The organism is Komagataeibacter xylinus NBRC 15237, from assembly GCF_001571345.1.
Taxonomy (GTDB): Bacteria; Pseudomonadota; Alphaproteobacteria; order Acetobacterales; family Acetobacteraceae; genus Komagataeibacter; species Komagataeibacter xylinus.
Map to the genome: position 1 here is coordinate 1 of NZ_BCTP01000056.1, position 15,855 is coordinate 15,855.

Genomic DNA, 15,855 nt, shown 5'->3' on the forward strand with positions numbered 1-15,855 from the left:
GTCACGCCGCACGCGCAGCAGGTGGCGGATCACCCGGCCGGGCAGGCCGAGGGACTGGCCCGCGTTTTCAACGAGCAGCACGGTGCGCTGGCGCTGCGACACCGGCACGGTCAGGATGACGGTGGTGCCCGCGGGCTGGCGCTGCTCCATGCGCACGCTGCCATGCAGCGCGCGCGCCGCCTCCGCCACCACGGAAAGCCCCACCCCGCGCCCGGCCAGGCTGTCGGCCTTGCCCCGGGTGGAAAAACCCGGCTCGAACACGCGCGCAAGCAACTGCCGCGCATCAAGCGGGGCCTCGGCATGGACCAGCCCCTGCCCCGCCGCGCGGGCGGCGATGGCGCGCAGGTCGGGGCCGCGCCCGTCATCGCTCACCGCCACCTGCAGCCGCACCCCGGTCATGGTCACGGCAATGGTGATGTTGAGGTCTTCGGACTTGCCCGCCGCCAGCCGCTCGGCGCGGGTTTCATGCCCGTGCACGATGGCGTTGCGCACAAGGTGAATGACCGGGTCGCGCAATGCCTGCATCACGCGGCGCTCGGTCTGCACGTCCATGCCGGTCATGTGCACCTCGACGCCCGCCTCCGGCCCGCCATGCTCGCGCGCGATGCGCCGGGCCATGGCGGCGAGCGAGCCGAACACGCTCTCGGCGGGCACGAGGGTTACGGCATGCACTTCCTCGCCCAGGCGCAGCAGGGCGCGGTCGATCTGGCCCGCCATGAGCTCGCGCTCGCGCCCCACCCCCATCAGCCGGCGGGTCATGCGCGCAAATTCGGCTACCGGGTCGGCGCGCATGCGCTCGGGCGCGTGCATGACGGCCCGCGCATCGCCCAGCAGGTCCATCACCTGCGCCCACAGCCGCTCATGGCGGTCGGCCACGGCCATGAGGTCATGCACGGCGGCGGCCAGCGCATCGAGCCGGGCCACGGGCACCTGCACATAGGCCGGGTTTTCCACCTGCGTCGCCGCCTCATCGGGTGCGGCAGGCGCATCCGGGGGCGTTGCGGTCATGAGCAGGTCGATCTCGTCGAGCGTATCGGTAATGGCGGCAAGATCGGCCGCGTCGGGCAGCGCACGGGCCGAAAGCAGGGATGAGAGGCGGTTTTCGAGCGCGTGGGCCACGCCCTCGACCACCGGCAGTTCCACCGCGCGCGCGGCACCCTTAAGCGAATGGACACGGCGGAAGATTTCCGCAAGCCCCTGCGCACCCGGGCAGCCTGCCGCCACGATGGCGCGAATGGCGCGCAGATGGTCGCGGTATTCGGCATCGAACACCGCCAGCAATTCGTCCCTCAGATTATCCACGGGCCAACCGTCAGGTCCGGTAACGCGCGGAAATGGTAAGGAGCTGCTTGGACAGCTTGCCAAGGTTGCTGGCCGAGACCTCGAGGTTGCGCGTGCCGCCCGATGTCTGCTGGCTGGCCTGGCGGATGCTCTGCAACGCGGTCATGACCTGCTCGATGCCGATCTGCTGCTGGTTGGTCGAGGCCACGATCTGCTGGAAGGCATGCACACCTTCCTCGATGCCGCCGGTCATGCGCTCGATGGTGCGGTAGGCGATGTCGGTGCGCTCCTTGCCAGCCGAGACGCGCTTGACCGCCTCCTCCGTCAGCATGACCGAGGTGTTGATGCCGCGCTGGATGTCGCCAAGGATGGCGCGTACGTTCTGGGTGGCGTCGCGCGACTGGTCGGCGAGGATCTTCATCTCGGCGGCCACCACGGCGAACGAGCGGCCATGCTCGCCAGCCGCCGCCGCCTCGATGGCGGCATTGAGGGCGAGCAGGTGCGAACGCTCCGACAGGTCATTGACCGAGGCGATGATCTCGCTGATCGCCTCGGTGCGCTCGGACAGGGCCACGATGTTCGAGGCCACGGCCTCGGCGCCATCATGGGTGTGGGCCATGGCGCGCGCGGTTTCCTCCACCGCTTCAAGCCCGCTGGCCGAGCTGTGCACGATCACCTCCGCTGATGAAATCACCTCACGCGCGCGCTTGCTGATCTGGGCACCGGAATGGGTGATCTCGTCCACCGTGGCCGCCGTTTCCTGGACTGCGGCAAACTGTTCCTCAACACTTGCGGCCTGTTGCTGGGTGGAGGCACGGATCTCGGCCACGGCGGCATCGAGGTTCTGCGTCACCTCGCCGCTCTGGCGGGCAATCTCGCGCAGGCCGTCGATCATGCGGTTGAGCCCCGCGGCAAGGCGGGCCACTTCATCGCGCTCCTCGCCCATGCCGCCCACCTTGGCCCGCGTGGCAAGATCGCCCTGCCCCACGCGCTCCATCACGTGCATGATCGAGGAGATCGGCTCCATGATCGAGCGCCGGGTCCAGAAGGTCACGATCAGCGCCACCACCACGGCAAGCACCATGCCAATGGCCAGCGAGCGGCGGCTGTAGTCATAGGAGGCGGCACCCTGGGTTTCAGCCGCCTGCACCCCGTGATCAAGCAGCGAGGCGGCGCGGCCCACGAGCAGGTCGATCGACTGCTCGCGGCTGTCTATGCGCGAGGCCTGCTCGCGCACGCTGGGGTCGTTGCCCGCGCGGATGGCCTGGAACAGAAGCCCCGCCCCTCGTGTATCCATCTGGAACTGGCTGGAAATGTCACGCAACTGGCTGGCCACGGTATTGAACATCTCGCGCTGGTCGGTACTGCGCGCAAGGCGTCCGCCTTCCTCCGCGCGCGACAGCACGCCGGCCAGCAGGCTGTCGGCCTCGCGGGCCTTTTCATCCCAGCTTGCAATGGCGTCTTCGAGCATGGCGGGCGCGGTCTCGAAATCATGGGCGTAGTAATGCGCAAGGATGGCAAGCCTGCGGGCGACGAGGTCGTTCTCATTGGCGCGGATATGGGTCAGTTCGCGATAGACTGACAGGTCGCGCGTGACGATGATGGTCATCTCGTCGCGCACGTCGCGGATCTGCCCCAGCGCATAAATGCCCAGCGAAACCATGAGCAGGACACCGACCATGAAACCGAACAGCAGGCGATTGGCGATAGTCACGGGACTTCACACTCCGACATAACGGGAAGAAAACAGGCGCGCAGGGTCGATAACCGTCATGCTGCGCCCATCGGCCAGCCTGGCCTGCGGAAAGCCCGAGGGCGTAAGCGGCGTAGGCGTTGCGGTAATATCCACCGTGCCGGCCGCCCCGCTGGCAAGCAGGGCGATGCGCCCGAGCGGAATGCTCGACACCGAGCGCAGCAGCAGCATGACGCCGGGCTGCGCCAGTGCGGTGCCGCCAAGCAGCACCGACAGGTCGAACACGGTATAAAGATCACCCTGATAGCCATGCACGCCCCGCACGCCGGGCGGGCAGTCGGGCCTGCGCGGCATGTCGCTCCATACCGGGTCGGTCACGCGCAGCACGGCATGCAGGTCCACCCCGCAGCACTGGCCCGCAAGGTCGAGCAGGACCAGCGGGCGCGCGGGCACGCATGGGCCTTCGGTGTCGGCACGGGCAGCCATGATGCGCGCGCGGTCGGCCAGCACACGCCGGGCAAAGGCCTCGCGCCCCGCAAGGGGAGCTTCGGCAGGCGCAGAGCCTGAAAAACGCGCCATCAGGACGGCACCTGCTGGGCGCGGGCCACGGCCGGGGCGGCTCCGGGCGGCTCATCAAGCTGGCGCACCAGCCGCAGCAGGCCGCCCGCGGTCAGGCCATCGCCATCAGGCAGGGGGGCATCGGGCGGGCAGCGGCTGGCGAGTTCGGTCATCTGCGCGCGGATGCGCGCAGCCTGCACATGGCCACCCGCATCTTCGAGCAGGCGGGCAAGGTAGCAGCGCGCCATGACGTGGTCGCGACACAGATAGATGACCCGGCGGAACGATTCCTCGGCCTGCAGCAGGTTGCCGTGCCCCCATGCCAGCACGGCGAACAGGAAATGGATGCCCACGTCAACCGGATGCCGGGCCAGATGGTCGCGGCACATCTGCATGGCGCGCGGCACCTGCCCGCCATCGGCCATGCGGCGGATCGTGCTGGCTACGGGCGTACTCTCGGACAACGACACGGGGGCTGCGGCACGCGGCGCACGGCGCGCGGGCAACGGCTGTGTCGCGGCCATTACCGCCTGCGCACCCCCCACGGGCGGCGCACGGAAGGCCAGCGTGCCGGGCAGGCGCACGGTCTCGAGAAAGGGCCTGAAATCGGAAACAGGCTCCGAATGCCCCAACAGCAGCCAGCCCTCGGGCACGAGGCGCCGCGCCATGGCATGCACCAGCCCCACCGCCTGCGCCTGCGCGAAATAGATCAGCACGTTGCGGCACAGGATGAGGTCGAACGGACCGGTGGGGCCGCCATCGGGGCGCAGCAGGTCAAGGATGTTGCTGTAGCGGAAGGTGACCATGCGCCGGTACCCCTCATGCAGCCGCCACAGCCGCGCGCTGACCGGGGTGAACCATTCCGCGCGCTGCGTGGGTGCGATATCACGCAGGCTCCATGCGCTGAACGCGGCCTCGCGCGCCTGATCGAGGGCGCGGGTGCTGATGTCGGTGCCCAGGATGTCGATGCGCCAGTCCGCCAGTTTCTGGCCCGCCGCCTCAATCAGGCGCGTCAGCACGATGGCGATGGAATAGGGCTCGGCCCCGTTGGCGCAGCCCACGCTCCAGATGCGCAGGTGGCGGGTGGCCTGCGCCTTGCGGATCAGCCGGGGCAGGATGGTGCGCTCAAGGGCCGCGAACTGCTCGGCATAGCGAAAGAAGAAGGTCTCGCCGATGGTGATGACCGATTCCAGTTCGCGCCATTCCGCATCGCCATGCGCGCCGTCGGCCAGCAGGGCCAGGTAGTCATGGCAGGTGTGGCAGCCATGCAGGCGCATGCGCGTGCCCACCACATCTTCAAGCAGGTCGGTCTTGTCGACATAATAATGCAGGCCGGTGCGCCGGGTCACGGCATTGAGCAGCCTGCGAAACCCCGCTGGCGGAAAGGCGGCCGACCCGCTCACGGCGCGCCATCCACTGCCGTGGTGGCATCGGGGTCCGTCCGTGCCCACAGGGCCGCGCGCGCGCGGGTGCGCTCGAGCAGGCTGTCAAGCCGCATGCGTTCATCATCATCCACGATGTCGGTCATGCGCAACATGAAGGCAATGCTGCCATCCCCCAGTTCGAGTTCCTGCCCCGCACCCTCGGCTTCCCCGGCGGCTGCGTCAACCATGGCGGCAGCGCCCTTTTGCGGGCGGATGACATCAAGGGCCGCATCGACCAGCAGCGCAACACGGCCGCCGCCGGGCTGGTTGCACAAAAGCAGCGGGCGGTACAGCAGTTCGAGCGGCGCGCGCACGGCCTGGGCGCGCACGCCAAGCAGCACGCCAAGGTCAAGCACCCCCACCATGGCGCCCCCGAGCCGGAACCAGCCCGAAACATGCGGCACCATGACCATGGGCGCGCGCAGGGCGGGCACGGGCATGCACTCGCGCACCACCAGCCCCGCCGGCAGGCCGAACTGTCGCTTCCCCACCCGAAAGACCATGACCGGCGGGGCTTCGGGGCGGGCCTGCCCGCTCAGGGCGGCCTGCTGTGGGCTGGTCTGATCCATTGCTCCGGCGACCTTCGCTGTTTGCCATATGCACAAGGCAGAAGTTTGCATTTAATACAAGCCATCGCTACCTCGGGCAGGAATGCATTTCCTACAATCCGGGGAAGCCGCCCCTTGCCGGAGTCTTGATTTGATGGACAGTTCCTTTTCCAACCATTCCCAGGACCGCACGCTGCCACCTGATGCCACCCCCTCCAGCAGGCTGAACGGGTCGCGCATCGTGCGGGTTGGCGTCTGGGCGGTGTTCTATTTCGCGTTCTATCTCGTGCAGCAGGTTTCCGAGCTGGTGGCGCCGCTGGTGCTGGTGCTCGGCATTGGCTGGAGCGCGTTGCCGCATGTGATCGGCATCGTCAACGGGGCGGCGGGCAGCGACCCGCAGGCGCGTGACATGATCGCCCATGTGGCTCACTCCATTCCCGATCATCTTGAGGTGGGGTCGCATTTCCTCACGCCGTCCTCGCTGGTGTTTGACGGGCTGATGCTCATGGCGCTGGCCGCCCTGTGCGCAACACTCTCCACCATTGCCGCGCGCACCATGTAACAAACGGACGGACCCGCCCCATGTTCCGCCTGCATGATGTCAGCTACGCCTATGGCGGCAGCCAGACCGGTGTTGCCGCGCTGTCGCATGTCAGCCTTGACGTGGCGCAGGGCGAATTCCGCTGGCTGCTGGGGCCATCGGGGGCTGGCAAGTCGTCGCTGCTGTCCATCCTGTCGCTGGAGGTGCAGGCCAGTTCGGGCATGGTCGAGATCCTGGGGGTGCCGGTCAGGCAGGCGCGGCGGGCGGGGCTTGCGCGGCTGCGGCGGCGCATCGGGGCGGTAAAGCAGGATTTCGGCCTGCTGCCCGACATGAGCGTGTTCGACAACGTGGCCCTGCCGCTGCGCCTGCAGCACCGCGCCGAGGCCGAGATTGCGCATGAAGTGCATGCCATCATGAAATGGGTGGGGCTGGAACACCGGCTCGATGCCCTGCCGCCACAGCTTTCGGGTGGCGAGCAGCAGCGCGTGGCCATTGCGCGCGCCGTGATCTACCGCCCGGCCCTGCTGGTGGCCGATGAGCCGACCAATGCCCTTGATGAGCGCCAGGCCGGCCGCCTGATGCGCATGTTCCACCGCCTGGCCGAACTGGGCACCACCATCGTGGTCGCCACCCATAATGATGCCATCGTGGCAAAATACCCTGCGCCCACCATCGAGCTTCTCCACGGTCATCTCGTGCGGGATCACGGCTGATGGCCCGCCAGCGCTATCATGACGGGCTGGCCCTGCGGCAGGCGCTGCCGGGGCGGTTCCTGCCGTTCCTCGTGGGCAGCATGGCTTTCCTTGCGGCACTCGCGCTGGCAGGTGGCATTGCGGCGCACAGCCTCTCGCAACGCTGGACGCATGGAGCAGGCGCGGTGACCACCGTGCAGGTGCCCGGCCCCACCGACCCCGCCACCATCACGGCCGCGATGGGCCAGATGCCCGCAACCCGCATTGATGCGGTGCTGGCCACCATCGCCGCCACCCCCGGCATTACCGACACCCATCGCCTGAGCGATGCCGAACTGCGCGCGCTGCTCGCGCCCTGGATCGAGCAGACCGGCGACCCCAGCCTGCCGCTGCCCGCCGTGATCGAACTGCATACCGCCCCGGGGCAGGACGCGGCGGCCAGCCTGCTGCCCCGCCTGCAGGCGCAGGCGCCGGGCGTGCTGATGGAGCATGACAGCGTGTGGAGCGACCGGCTGGCAGCCCTTGCGGGCAGCCTGCAGGCCTGCGCGGGGCTGGCGGTGCTGGTGGTGATGACGGTGGCCGTGTGCGTGGTCATGGCCGCAACGCGGGCGGGGCTACTCACGCGGCGGCAGGCCATCGGGCTGATCCATGCGCTGGGGGCGACCGACAGCTACATCTCCGCCCGCTTCGCGACACGCGTGGGGCTGCTGGCGCTGTGGGGGGGCGTGTGGGGCAGCGTGCTGGCGCTGCCCATGTTGCTCGCACTCTCGCACCTTGCCGCTCCCTTTACCGCCATGGGCGATGCCCCTGCCACTACCCCCGACTGGCGCGACGTGCATGCATGGAGCGCCCTGCTGCCCTCCGCCCTGCTGTGGATGCTCGTGATCGTGCCACCCGCTGCCGGACTGACCGGCTGGGCCACCACGCAACTGACCGTGCGGGCCTGGCTGCGCCGCCTGCCATGACACGCCTGCGCCGCCTGCTTGTGGGCCTGTGCCTGCTGGGCCTTGGTGCGTGGAGCGCGGGGCTGGGCTGGTTCATGCTCGATGCCCGCCGCCCGGCGGCCATACCCCCGCATGCCGATGGCATTGTAGCGCTGACCGGCGGGCAGGGCCGGATCGAGCAGTCGCTGGCGTTACTGGCGCAGGGTTATGGCGACCGGCTGCTGATTTCGGGCGTGGACCGGCATGCAACGCTGGGCGATTTCCTGCGCCGCCAGCCGCCGCCCGTGCCCCTTGCGCTGTGGACCCACACCACGCTGGGCCACCAGGCGGCCTCCACGCTGGGCAATGCGGATGAAACCGCCACATGGGTGCATGAATACGGCATGAAAAGCGTGATCGTGGTGACCGCGGGCTACCATATCCGCCGCGCCATGCTCGAGATCGCCCGCACCATCCCCGACGTGCGCCTGTATGGCTACCCCATCCGCTCGCCTGCTCTGCGCCACCCGCTGCATCCCGGCACGATCCGGCTCATGGTGGTGGAATATGACAAATGGCTGCTTGCCTGCCTTGATATGGCCCGCCTGACCCGCCCGCTGCACGGCCTGCTCAACCATGCCGATACGCGGCCCATAGCCCCCATGGGGTAAGCCGGCGGCTTGTCGCAGGCCACGTTTTCTGGTGTTAGGGTAGCGCTGAACCACCCCGATGGACCTGTTAGCCCCATGACCGTACTGCGCGCCTTCGTGTTCAACCTGTATTTTGTCGTGCTGACCCTGATGATGGGCATCGCGGCCTTCGCCATCCGGCTGTGCGGCAGAAAATACGCGCTGGCCTACGCCAAGCTGTGGACCGGGCTGACCCTGCGCGGGCTGGAGCGCATCTGCCGCATCGACATACAGGTGAGCGGGCTTGAGCACCTGCCCCCCGGCCCGTGCCTGCTGGCCTGCCAGCACCAGTCCATGTTCGACACATTCGCGTGGATGAACATCGTGCCGCTGCCCACCTATGTCATGAAGCGCGAACTTGAGCGCATTCCGCTCGTTGGCCCCATGCTGCGCCTGACCGGCATGATCGGCGTGGACCGCGATGGCGGGGCCAGGGCGCTGCGCGCCCTGCTGGCCGATGCCGACCGCGCGGCGAAGGAAGGGCGGCAGATCATCATTTTCCCCGAAGGCACGCGCACGCCGCCCGGCGCTGCGATAAAGCTGCAACCGGGCATTGCCGCCCTCTCGGCCCATACCGGCCTGCCGGTCATTCCGGTCGCGACCGATGCGGGGCTGCACTGGGGGCCAAAGGCGCTGGCCAAGACGCCGGGCACCATTCACATCGTGGTGGGCAAGCCCCTGCCCGCAGGGCTGAAGCGCGCGCAACTGCTGCCCGCCATTGGCAGCGCGTGGCAGGATCTGTGCACGCATAACGGGCTGCCCGTGCCCAGCGCGCCCCCCACAAGCGCATGACAAACCCGCGCCATACCCGCCCGTGCTACGGCACCCTGTTCGGTTAGCCACGATTTAAAAACAACGCATTGATAAAAGTTTTTGGGTGCAGCCTTTTTTCAAAAAGGCGGCGTTCTTCAAAGCTTTCTGAAAAAAAGCTTCACCAAAAACGTTCTTATGATTTCTGGATGTTTTCCGGGCTGACTTTTCAAACAGTCTCTTATGGTAAGGTCGGGTTCACGCCAGATGGATGACCCGAGGCTACCCGTGGGATTCCACCCTCATCGGCGCCGCCAGCACGGTGGAATGCGTGGCGGCAGATGGTCCGGACCGGGCTGATCGGGGCAGAATAGAAAGGAACCGCTACCTGTCAGTCCGCCGCGCGCGACCTGCCCGCAAGCTGGTCCTGCAGCGTTTCCACCTGCTGGCGCAGATCCATTATTTCCTGCAACAGGTTCTCCACCGTGCGGTTGCCCGCGCGTTCCACCGCGTAAAGCGAGGTGAACAGCGACATGGCCTGCCGCACCACGGCGGCCTGCTCCTGGCCAAGCGCCTCAAGCCCGTCACCCGCTGTATCCGGGGCCTGGCGGGCCATGAATTCACCCATCATGCGCTCGAGGTAGTCCGACACCTCGCCCTGCCTGCTATCGCCATAACAGCGGATGAGCTGGCGCAGGAAGGCGACCGGCAGCATGGCGCGGCCGCGCGTTTCCTCCTCAAGCATGACCTGGGCGAGCACGCCACGGGTAATGTCATCGCCGGTGCGGGCATCGAGAATGACGAAGGCACGGTCGAGCTTGACCATGTCCATCAGGTTCTCAAGCGTGATATATGCCGACAGTTCGGTATCGTACAGCCGCCGGTTGGCATATTTCTTGATAACGACGGGAGCAGAAGAGACCGACACATGCCTTCCTTTCACATGGCGCGGGAACCGGGCCAAAGGGCCACAACGCCCCGCGCGGACGCCCTGGCGTGAGGCGTGCTCCTTCCCTTTAGGGCATAACCCGCGCCCCGACCATGAGCCGTGTCATTAAACCTTCATTTTTCCCTCTGGTAAAACAGCCTGTCCTGCACCGCCAGAGGGCCACGCGCTGGCGTTTCGCACCTGGCATGGTGTGTTCATGACGTATTATGTCAGAAGCTGTCCTTTTCTTTTCGCAACCGGCCCAGCGTCGCCACATCCGGCGCGCGCAGGAAGGGATTGGTCGCCCGCTCCACATCAAGCCGCACCGGCAGGGTGGGCAGGCCACGCGCCCGCAGCCGCGCAACCTCGGCGGCGCGCGCCTGCACGGCGGGGCTGTCTGGCGCGACATGCAGGGCAAAACGCGCGTTTGACTGCGTATATTCATGCCCGCAGCACAGCAGCGTCTGGCCAGGCAGGGCATCAATGCGGCGCAGCGAGGCAAACATATCGGCAGGCGTGCCCTCGAACAGACGCCCGCAGCCCATGCTGAACAGCGTATCGCCACAGAACAGCGCAGGCCCCGTGGGGAAATAATACGACACCTCGCCCGATGTATGGCCAGGCGTTGCGATCACCTGCACCTGCTGCGTGCCAAATGCCACCACATCGCCATCGCGCACCGCAATATCGAGCGGCGGCAGGCGGTATGCATCCACCGCCGCCCCCACGACCCGCGCGCCATAACGCTGGCGCAGGGCCTCGGCCGCGGCAATATGGTCGGCATGGTGGTGGGTAAGGAAGATCATGTCCAGCCGCCCGCCCGCTTCATCAATGGCGGCAACAAGCGGCGCCTCCTCGGCGGGGTCGATCATGGCGGCGGGGCCTGCGGGGCCATCATGCACGAACCAGGCGTAATTGTCCGACAGGATGGGAATCGCCTCGATCAAGAGTTTCCGTGTCATGACTGTCCCTTCATGTAACCTGGCCCCTGCCACGCCATGGGCATGGCATGCCCGCGTGCAGCCTGTTAGTGTAACACCCATGGGCGCCAACATGCACACCGCCGCAAGCTTTTATGCTTCCCGCCGGGGCCAGATGGCCGCCCGGCTGCTGGGCCAGCGCATGGCCGGATTCTGGCCGGAGGGATCGGGTGGCCACATGCTCGGGCTTGGCTATGCCCTGCCCTTCCTGCCGCTATGGGACCGACCCGGACAGCCCTGCTTTTCAGCCAGGCTCGACACGCCTGTCACGCACGAGGGCGGGCCGTGGCAGGGGCGCGACTGCGTGGCACAGGGCGACAGCCTGCCCTTTGATGACCTGAAATTCGACCGTATCCTGATGATCCATGCGCTTGAAACCAGCGAGGACAAGAACACCCTGCTGCGCCAGGCCTGGAAAATTCTCAAGGATGATGGCGTGCTGCTGCTCGTCGTGCCCAACCGGGCCGGGCTGTGGGCGCATACGGACAATTCCCCCTTTGGGCAGGGCACGCCCTTTTCGCGCCGCCAGATCAATCGCTGGCTGGCCAATGCCTGCTTTCGCGCCGAGCGCCATGAGGATGCCCTCTACATTCCCCCCGCCGGTCCATGCCCCACCGGCCCCGCCACCATGGCGGAATGGACGGGGCGCACCCTCTTTCCCCGGCTCGGCGGCGTGTGCATGATCGAGGCGGTGAAGGACATCTATGCGGGCGTGCCCACCCGCCCGGCCACGATCATGCCAGCAGGACTGCGACTGCGGCCCGCGCGGCTGTTTTCGCGCAGCCTCACCCACCGCCAGCGGGGTGGGAACGCGCAGGATACTTGACCAATTTTGCGGGAATCTCCATGAACATTGTCCCATGTCGCTAATTCAATCCCTCAAGCTTGTTCTTGCCCCGCCGCACCCGGCCGCGCGCCCCTTCCTGCTTGCCTCCGGCGCGGGCGCCGTGATCGGGCGGCTGCTGCCGTGGCGGGTAACAAAGCTGCTTGGTACGGCCAGTGGCCTGTTCTTCGGGTTCTGCCTGTATTTCTTCCGTGACCCCGAGCGCGTCACCCCGGCCGAAGCCAACGTGGCCGTGGCCCCGGCGGATGGCCACATCGTCTCGATCGAGAAAGTGGCCCCGCCGCCGGAACTCGACATGGGCGATGCCCCGGTGTGGCGCATCGCCACCTTCCTGTCGGTGCTTGACGTGCATGTGAACCGCATGCCCATCGCGGGCACGGTTACGCGCGTGTCGTATCATGCGGGGCAGTTCCTCAATGCCAGCCTCGACAAGGCATCCGAACTCAATGAGCGTAATGCCCTGCGCCTTACGCTCAAGGACGGGCGGCAGCTTGCCGTAGTGCAGATCGCGGGGCTGATCGCGCGCCGCATCCTGTGCGACGCGGAAGAAGGCATGCAGTATGAAACCGGCGAACGTTTCGGCCTGATCCGCTTTGGCTCGCGCACCGACCTGTACCTGCCCGCCGACGTGGCTCCGCTTGTCGAGGTGGGTCAGACCATGATCGGCGGCGAGACCGTGATGGCGCGGCTTTAAGCGATTATGGCAGTTCCTCCCCCCGTCGACCGGTCGCGCCGCATCCGCAGGCTGAAAAAACGCCAGCGCCCCCGCGTGCGGGGCCTGTCGTTCAACCGGATGATCCCCAACCTCATGACCATGCTCGGCCTGTGCGCGGGGCTGACGGGCATGCGATTCGGGCTGGAGGGGCGGTTTGGCGGCGCAGCCACGGCCCTCCTGATTGCCGCGTGCATCGACGGGCTTGATGGTCGCATCGCACGGCTTTTGCGCGGCACCAGCCGCTTTGGCGCGGAGTTCGACAGCCTGTCCGACTTCCTGTGCTTCGGGGTGGCGCCCGCCTTCGTGCTTTACCTGTGGGCGCTGCATGAAGGGGGGCGGTTTGGCTACATTCCCTGCATCATGTTCACGGTGTGCATGGCGCTGCGGCTTGCCCGCTTCAACGCCAGCCTTGATGATGACGCCAACCAGCCCAAATACGCCGCCAGTTTCTTTACCGGCGTGCCCGCGCCCGCCGGTGCGGGGCTTGCACTGTTTCCGCTCTTTTTAGGGCTGGAGGCACAGCGCCTGCACCTTGACTGGCTGTATGACCTCACCCGCGACCCGCTCATGCCTGCGCTGACGCTCAGCGGCACGGCCTTCCTGCTGGTTTCCACCCTGCCGGTGTGGTCGTTCAAGAACTTCAAGGTGCCTTCGCCGCTCATCCTGCCCACCATGCTGGGCACGGGCGCCTATGCCGCCATCATGATTGCCGAGCCGTGGGGGGCGCTGGCTGCGGCGGGCGTGATCTACCTGCTGCTCCTGCCCATCAGCCGGCGCAGCTTTCACCGCCTGCGCCGCGCGGCGGAAGACTTGCAGGAAAGTGACGAGCCCGCACCCCACAGCCCGGACTGACGGGGGCAAGGTGCCGCCTTTTTCTACAAAGCGCGGCGCTTCCGGAAGCTTTTTGAAAAAAGCTTCACCAAAAACTTTTATCTTTCGCCTTCAGTAGTCTGCCAGCGCACCAGGGCGGCCAGGATTTCATCCGGCGCGGGCGGACAGCCGGGCAGCGACACACTGCTGCGCGCCCGCACGCCCACCCCGCCCAGCACGGCGTAATTGCCGCCAAACAGGCCGCCATCCACCGCACAGTCTCCCACCACGGCCAGCACGCGCGGGCCGGGCATGGCCTGCCAGGCCAGTTCGACCACGGGCGCCATGCCCACCGTCAGGCTGCCGGTCAGCAGCAGCATGCCCGCCTGCCGTGGCGTGGACACGAAGCGGATGGGGTGATTGCCCGCCAGCAGGGCGCGTGACAGGCTGGCCAGTTCAAGCGCGCACCCCGTGCAGCCGCCGCTTTCGATATGAAAGATGTCCAGCGCCTCAAGCCGTGGCAACGGCGTGCCTTCGGGCCAGAACAGGTGCAACCGCGCCATTACAGGTCCGCCCCGGTGGCTGACATGCCCAGCGAGACCACAATCAGGTCCACATCCTCATAAGCCGCGCCCGACAGGATTGCGGGCAATGCCTGCGCCAGCGCCAGTGACGGGTCGCCACACCACCAGGCCGCGACATGCCCCGCCTCAAGGCGCAGCCAGTGCCAGAGCAGGCCTGCCGGGCCTTCAGCCCAGCCCAGACCTTCTTCCCCTCCGCCTTCAGCCTCCATGACAGTGCTTTCGGGCGGGGCGGCAAGCAGGGCCAGGCTTGCCCCGATCTCACCCAGGCGGACCTCAAGCCGGTCGGTCACATCGCCCTGCCCTTTTCGCGCTGCCCGCGCATTCCCGCCCATGATGCCCAGGCGGGCAGCCATTGTGGCTGACAGCACGCCCTTGCCACGGGCCTGCGCCGCAAGGCCACGGGGCCGCCAGAACAGCCGGTGCAGGCTCGCATGCTCCGCTGCCAGCGTGGCCAGTTGCGCACCATCCACACGCACCGGAAAGGTTGCCGCGGGTGGGATGACATCAAACAGCAGGCGCCGTCCGCATACGTTCCGGCACATCTGCCGCATCTGCTCCAGCATGCTGGCGGCCAGGGTGGCGCTGCGTCCATCACCCAGCATCGCGCCGGCCTGCGCCAGCACATCCAGATGGGTGGCAATCCGTTCCATAGCCCCCAGCATCACGCCTGCCGCCACGTCCTGCGCGGGCATGGCGGTGCCGGTGGCGTTGTGCAGGGCACGGGCAAAGGCAAGCTGGTGCGCCACGGTTGCAGGGGCATCAATCCGGGCGACCAGCCGTGCCGCCTGCTGTGGCGCAAGCCCCCGCAGGCGCGCGGCCAGCCCCCGATGCGCATAGCCCATGCAGGGCTGCACCGCCTCGATGCGCGCGCCCGGCAGGCCGAGCCGCAGATGGAACGGGGCACGGAAATTCCCTTCCGCCGGGCCATAACCCAGCCCCGTGCCGCCTGCCTGCCTCACCGCTGCATCATCAATGAACTCCCGCCCCTCCGGCAGGCCGGGCGTGGGAGCCCGATGGGCCGCCAGAGGGGTTGCCACCGGCCATCGCCCCTGATCCAGCCATGGCTCGCACCTGCCACCAATGGCCGGAATGCCCCACAGATCATGGATGATGCGCTCTGGCCCCTGTGCCCCCACACGCACGGGCGACAGGGCGGGATAGCCATCGGGTGACACCGCAACGCTCGCAACCAGCGGTATCGGGTCATGGTGGAACAGGGCATGCACCTGCACGCCATCAGACCATAGCCCCAGCAGGGGCAGGTCGGTCGCGCGCAACCCCGCGATCATGGCCTGCCACGCCTCGGCCTCCAGCACAAAGCGCCCGGCGCAGGGCGTGGGGGCAGCACCCTGCCGGATGAGGGCTGCGACCTCCACGCTCATGCCAGCACCATCCCGCCACGCAGGGCCAGCGCCAGCACCATGCAGCCCAGTGCCAGCGCCAGTGCGGCCCGCGCCCGTGCAACCCGGACGGGTTCTGTCCCGCCGTGGGCCGCGGTGGTGAATACAGGCCACAGGCAGGCCCCGGCCAGCAGGGCTACCCCCGGCATGGCCCCCATCTCGGCCAGCAGCGCCAGCGCCAGCGCCACCCCCGGCAGACAAGGCGGCCATAACAGGCTGAAAGGCCCTGCCATGCGCCACACCCCGCCACCACAGGCCAGCGCCAGCAGGCAGGCCGCCAGCGGCACGGATGCCGTGGCAGGCGGCAGCCCTGCAGCCAGCACCACCCAGCCCGACCAGTCCATGCCATCGGCGCGGGCGCGAGACCGGGGCAGGAGCGACCACAGCAGGCACACGCAGCCCAGAAAGGTCAGCGCGGCGCGAAGGGCAGGCCACGCGATCGCCGCCTGCGCCAGCACCGGCATGGTGGCCAGCAGCGCCATCTGCCCACCCGGC

Annotated in this window: 17 protein-coding genes and 1 pseudogene; 8 read left to right on the plus strand and 10 right to left on the minus strand. The window is 67.6% G+C overall.

Annotated elements, in window-relative coordinates; all coding sequences use genetic code 11:
* From GXY01S_RS14660 to GXY01S_RS14680, 5 genes are all read right to left on the minus strand, one after another.
* Nucleotides 1–1,302 (minus strand): ATP-binding protein (locus GXY01S_RS14660; RefSeq protein ID WP_174520981.1); only part of this gene is annotated, 1,302 nt, incomplete at its 3' end.
* Nucleotides 1,303–1,312: 10 nt separating this feature from the next.
* Nucleotides 1,313–2,995, minus strand: a complete 1,683-nt coding sequence (locus GXY01S_RS14665) for a methyl-accepting chemotaxis protein (protein WP_061276286.1) — start codon at nucleotides 2,993–2,995, stop codon at nucleotides 1,313–1,315.
* 6 nt (nucleotides 2,996–3,001) lie between these two features.
* The gene (locus GXY01S_RS14670) at nucleotides 3,002–3,553 is read right to left on the minus strand and encodes a chemotaxis protein CheW (protein ID WP_061276288.1); all 552 of its coding nucleotides are present in this window, start codon (nucleotides 3,551–3,553) and stop codon (nucleotides 3,002–3,004) included.
* Nucleotides 3,553–4,935 (minus strand): CheR family methyltransferase, encoded by a 1,383-nt coding sequence (locus tag GXY01S_RS14675; RefSeq protein ID WP_061276290.1) that lies wholly within the window; start codon nucleotides 4,933–4,935, stop codon nucleotides 3,553–3,555. The genes GXY01S_RS14670 and GXY01S_RS14675 overlap by 1 nt, the downstream gene beginning before the upstream one ends.
* Entirely contained in the window at nucleotides 4,932–5,525 is a 594-nt protein-coding gene (locus tag GXY01S_RS14680; protein WP_061276292.1) for a chemotaxis protein CheW, read from the minus strand. Before GXY01S_RS14680 ends, GXY01S_RS14675 begins: the two co-directional genes overlap by 4 nt.
* Before the next feature lie 133 nt (nucleotides 5,526–5,658).
* Here GXY01S_RS14680 and GXY01S_RS14685 point away from each other — a divergent pair, with 133 nt between their 5' ends.
* From GXY01S_RS14685 to GXY01S_RS14705, 5 genes are all read left to right on the plus strand, one after another.
* On the plus strand, nucleotides 5,659–6,066 hold the full coding sequence (locus GXY01S_RS14685; RefSeq protein ID WP_061276294.1) for a hypothetical protein: 408 nt from the start codon (nucleotides 5,659–5,661) through the stop codon (nucleotides 6,064–6,066).
* A gap of 20 nt (nucleotides 6,067–6,086) precedes the next feature.
* Nucleotides 6,087–6,758: a cell division ATP-binding protein FtsE gene (locus tag GXY01S_RS14690; protein WP_061276296.1), complete on the plus strand. Its 672-nt coding sequence runs from the start codon at nucleotides 6,087–6,089 to the stop codon at nucleotides 6,756–6,758.
* Entirely contained in the window at nucleotides 6,758–7,702 is a 945-nt protein-coding gene (locus GXY01S_RS14695) for a cell division protein FtsX (protein WP_061276298.1), read from the plus strand. The genes GXY01S_RS14690 and GXY01S_RS14695 overlap by 1 nt, the downstream gene beginning before the upstream one ends.
* On the plus strand, nucleotides 7,699–8,331 hold the full coding sequence (locus GXY01S_RS14700) for a YdcF family protein (protein ID WP_110570320.1): 633 nt from the start codon (nucleotides 7,699–7,701) through the stop codon (nucleotides 8,329–8,331). Before GXY01S_RS14695 ends, GXY01S_RS14700 begins: the two co-directional genes overlap by 4 nt.
* 75 nt (nucleotides 8,332–8,406) lie before the next feature.
* The gene (locus GXY01S_RS14705) at nucleotides 8,407–9,141 is read left to right on the plus strand and encodes a lysophospholipid acyltransferase family protein (protein WP_061276300.1); all 735 of its coding nucleotides are present in this window, start codon (nucleotides 8,407–8,409) and stop codon (nucleotides 9,139–9,141) included.
* 349 nt (nucleotides 9,142–9,490) lie between these two features.
* Here the strand turns inward: GXY01S_RS14705 and phaR are convergent, their stop codons facing one another.
* The gene (gene phaR, locus GXY01S_RS14710; protein ID WP_061276302.1) at nucleotides 9,491–10,027 is read right to left on the minus strand and encodes a polyhydroxyalkanoate synthesis repressor PhaR; all 537 of its coding nucleotides are present in this window, start codon (nucleotides 10,025–10,027) and stop codon (nucleotides 9,491–9,493) included.
* A 230-nt stretch (nucleotides 10,028–10,257) separates the two neighbouring features.
* Nucleotides 10,258–10,989, minus strand: a complete 732-nt coding sequence (gloB, locus tag GXY01S_RS14715) for a hydroxyacylglutathione hydrolase (RefSeq protein ID WP_061276304.1) — start codon at nucleotides 10,987–10,989, stop codon at nucleotides 10,258–10,260.
* Nucleotides 10,990–11,080: 91 nt separating this feature from the next.
* On the opposite strand from gloB, the gene GXY01S_RS14720 reads away from it, so the two are divergent.
* The 3 genes from GXY01S_RS14720 to GXY01S_RS14730 are packed head-to-tail and all read left to right on the plus strand — an operon-like array spanning nucleotide 11,081 to nucleotide 13,418.
* Complete coding sequence (locus GXY01S_RS14720; protein WP_061276316.1) at nucleotides 11,081–11,833, plus strand: methyltransferase domain-containing protein; 753 nt, start codon at nucleotides 11,081–11,083, stop codon at nucleotides 11,831–11,833.
* A 34-nt stretch (nucleotides 11,834–11,867) separates the two neighbouring features.
* Nucleotides 11,868–12,545, plus strand: a complete 678-nt coding sequence (locus GXY01S_RS14725) for a phosphatidylserine decarboxylase (protein ID WP_061276306.1) — start codon at nucleotides 11,868–11,870, stop codon at nucleotides 12,543–12,545.
* 6 nt (nucleotides 12,546–12,551) lie between these two features.
* Nucleotides 12,552–13,418, plus strand: coding sequence for a CDP-alcohol phosphatidyltransferase family protein (locus tag GXY01S_RS14730; protein ID WP_174520982.1), 867 nt, complete (start codon nucleotides 12,552–12,554; stop codon nucleotides 13,416–13,418).
* Between the two features lie 77 nt (nucleotides 13,419–13,495).
* On the opposite strand, the gene GXY01S_RS14735 is transcribed toward GXY01S_RS14730, so the two are convergent.
* The 3 genes and pseudogenes from GXY01S_RS14735 to GXY01S_RS18640 all read right to left on the minus strand — a co-directional run.
* Nucleotides 13,496–13,939, minus strand: a complete 444-nt coding sequence (locus GXY01S_RS14735) for an NADH-quinone oxidoreductase subunit B family protein (RefSeq protein WP_061276308.1) — start codon at nucleotides 13,937–13,939, stop codon at nucleotides 13,496–13,498.
* Nucleotides 13,939–15,342 carry a hypothetical protein gene (locus GXY01S_RS14740; protein ID WP_061276310.1) on the minus strand — a complete coding sequence of 468 codons (1,404 nt, stop codon included), beginning with the start codon at nucleotides 15,340–15,342 and terminating at the stop codon, nucleotides 13,939–13,941. The genes GXY01S_RS14735 and GXY01S_RS14740 overlap by 1 nt, the downstream gene beginning before the upstream one ends.
* Nucleotides 15,339–15,855: pseudogene (locus GXY01S_RS18640) on the minus strand (hypothetical protein); the annotation flags it as partial. The gene GXY01S_RS14740 and the pseudogene GXY01S_RS18640, both read right to left, overlap by 4 nt.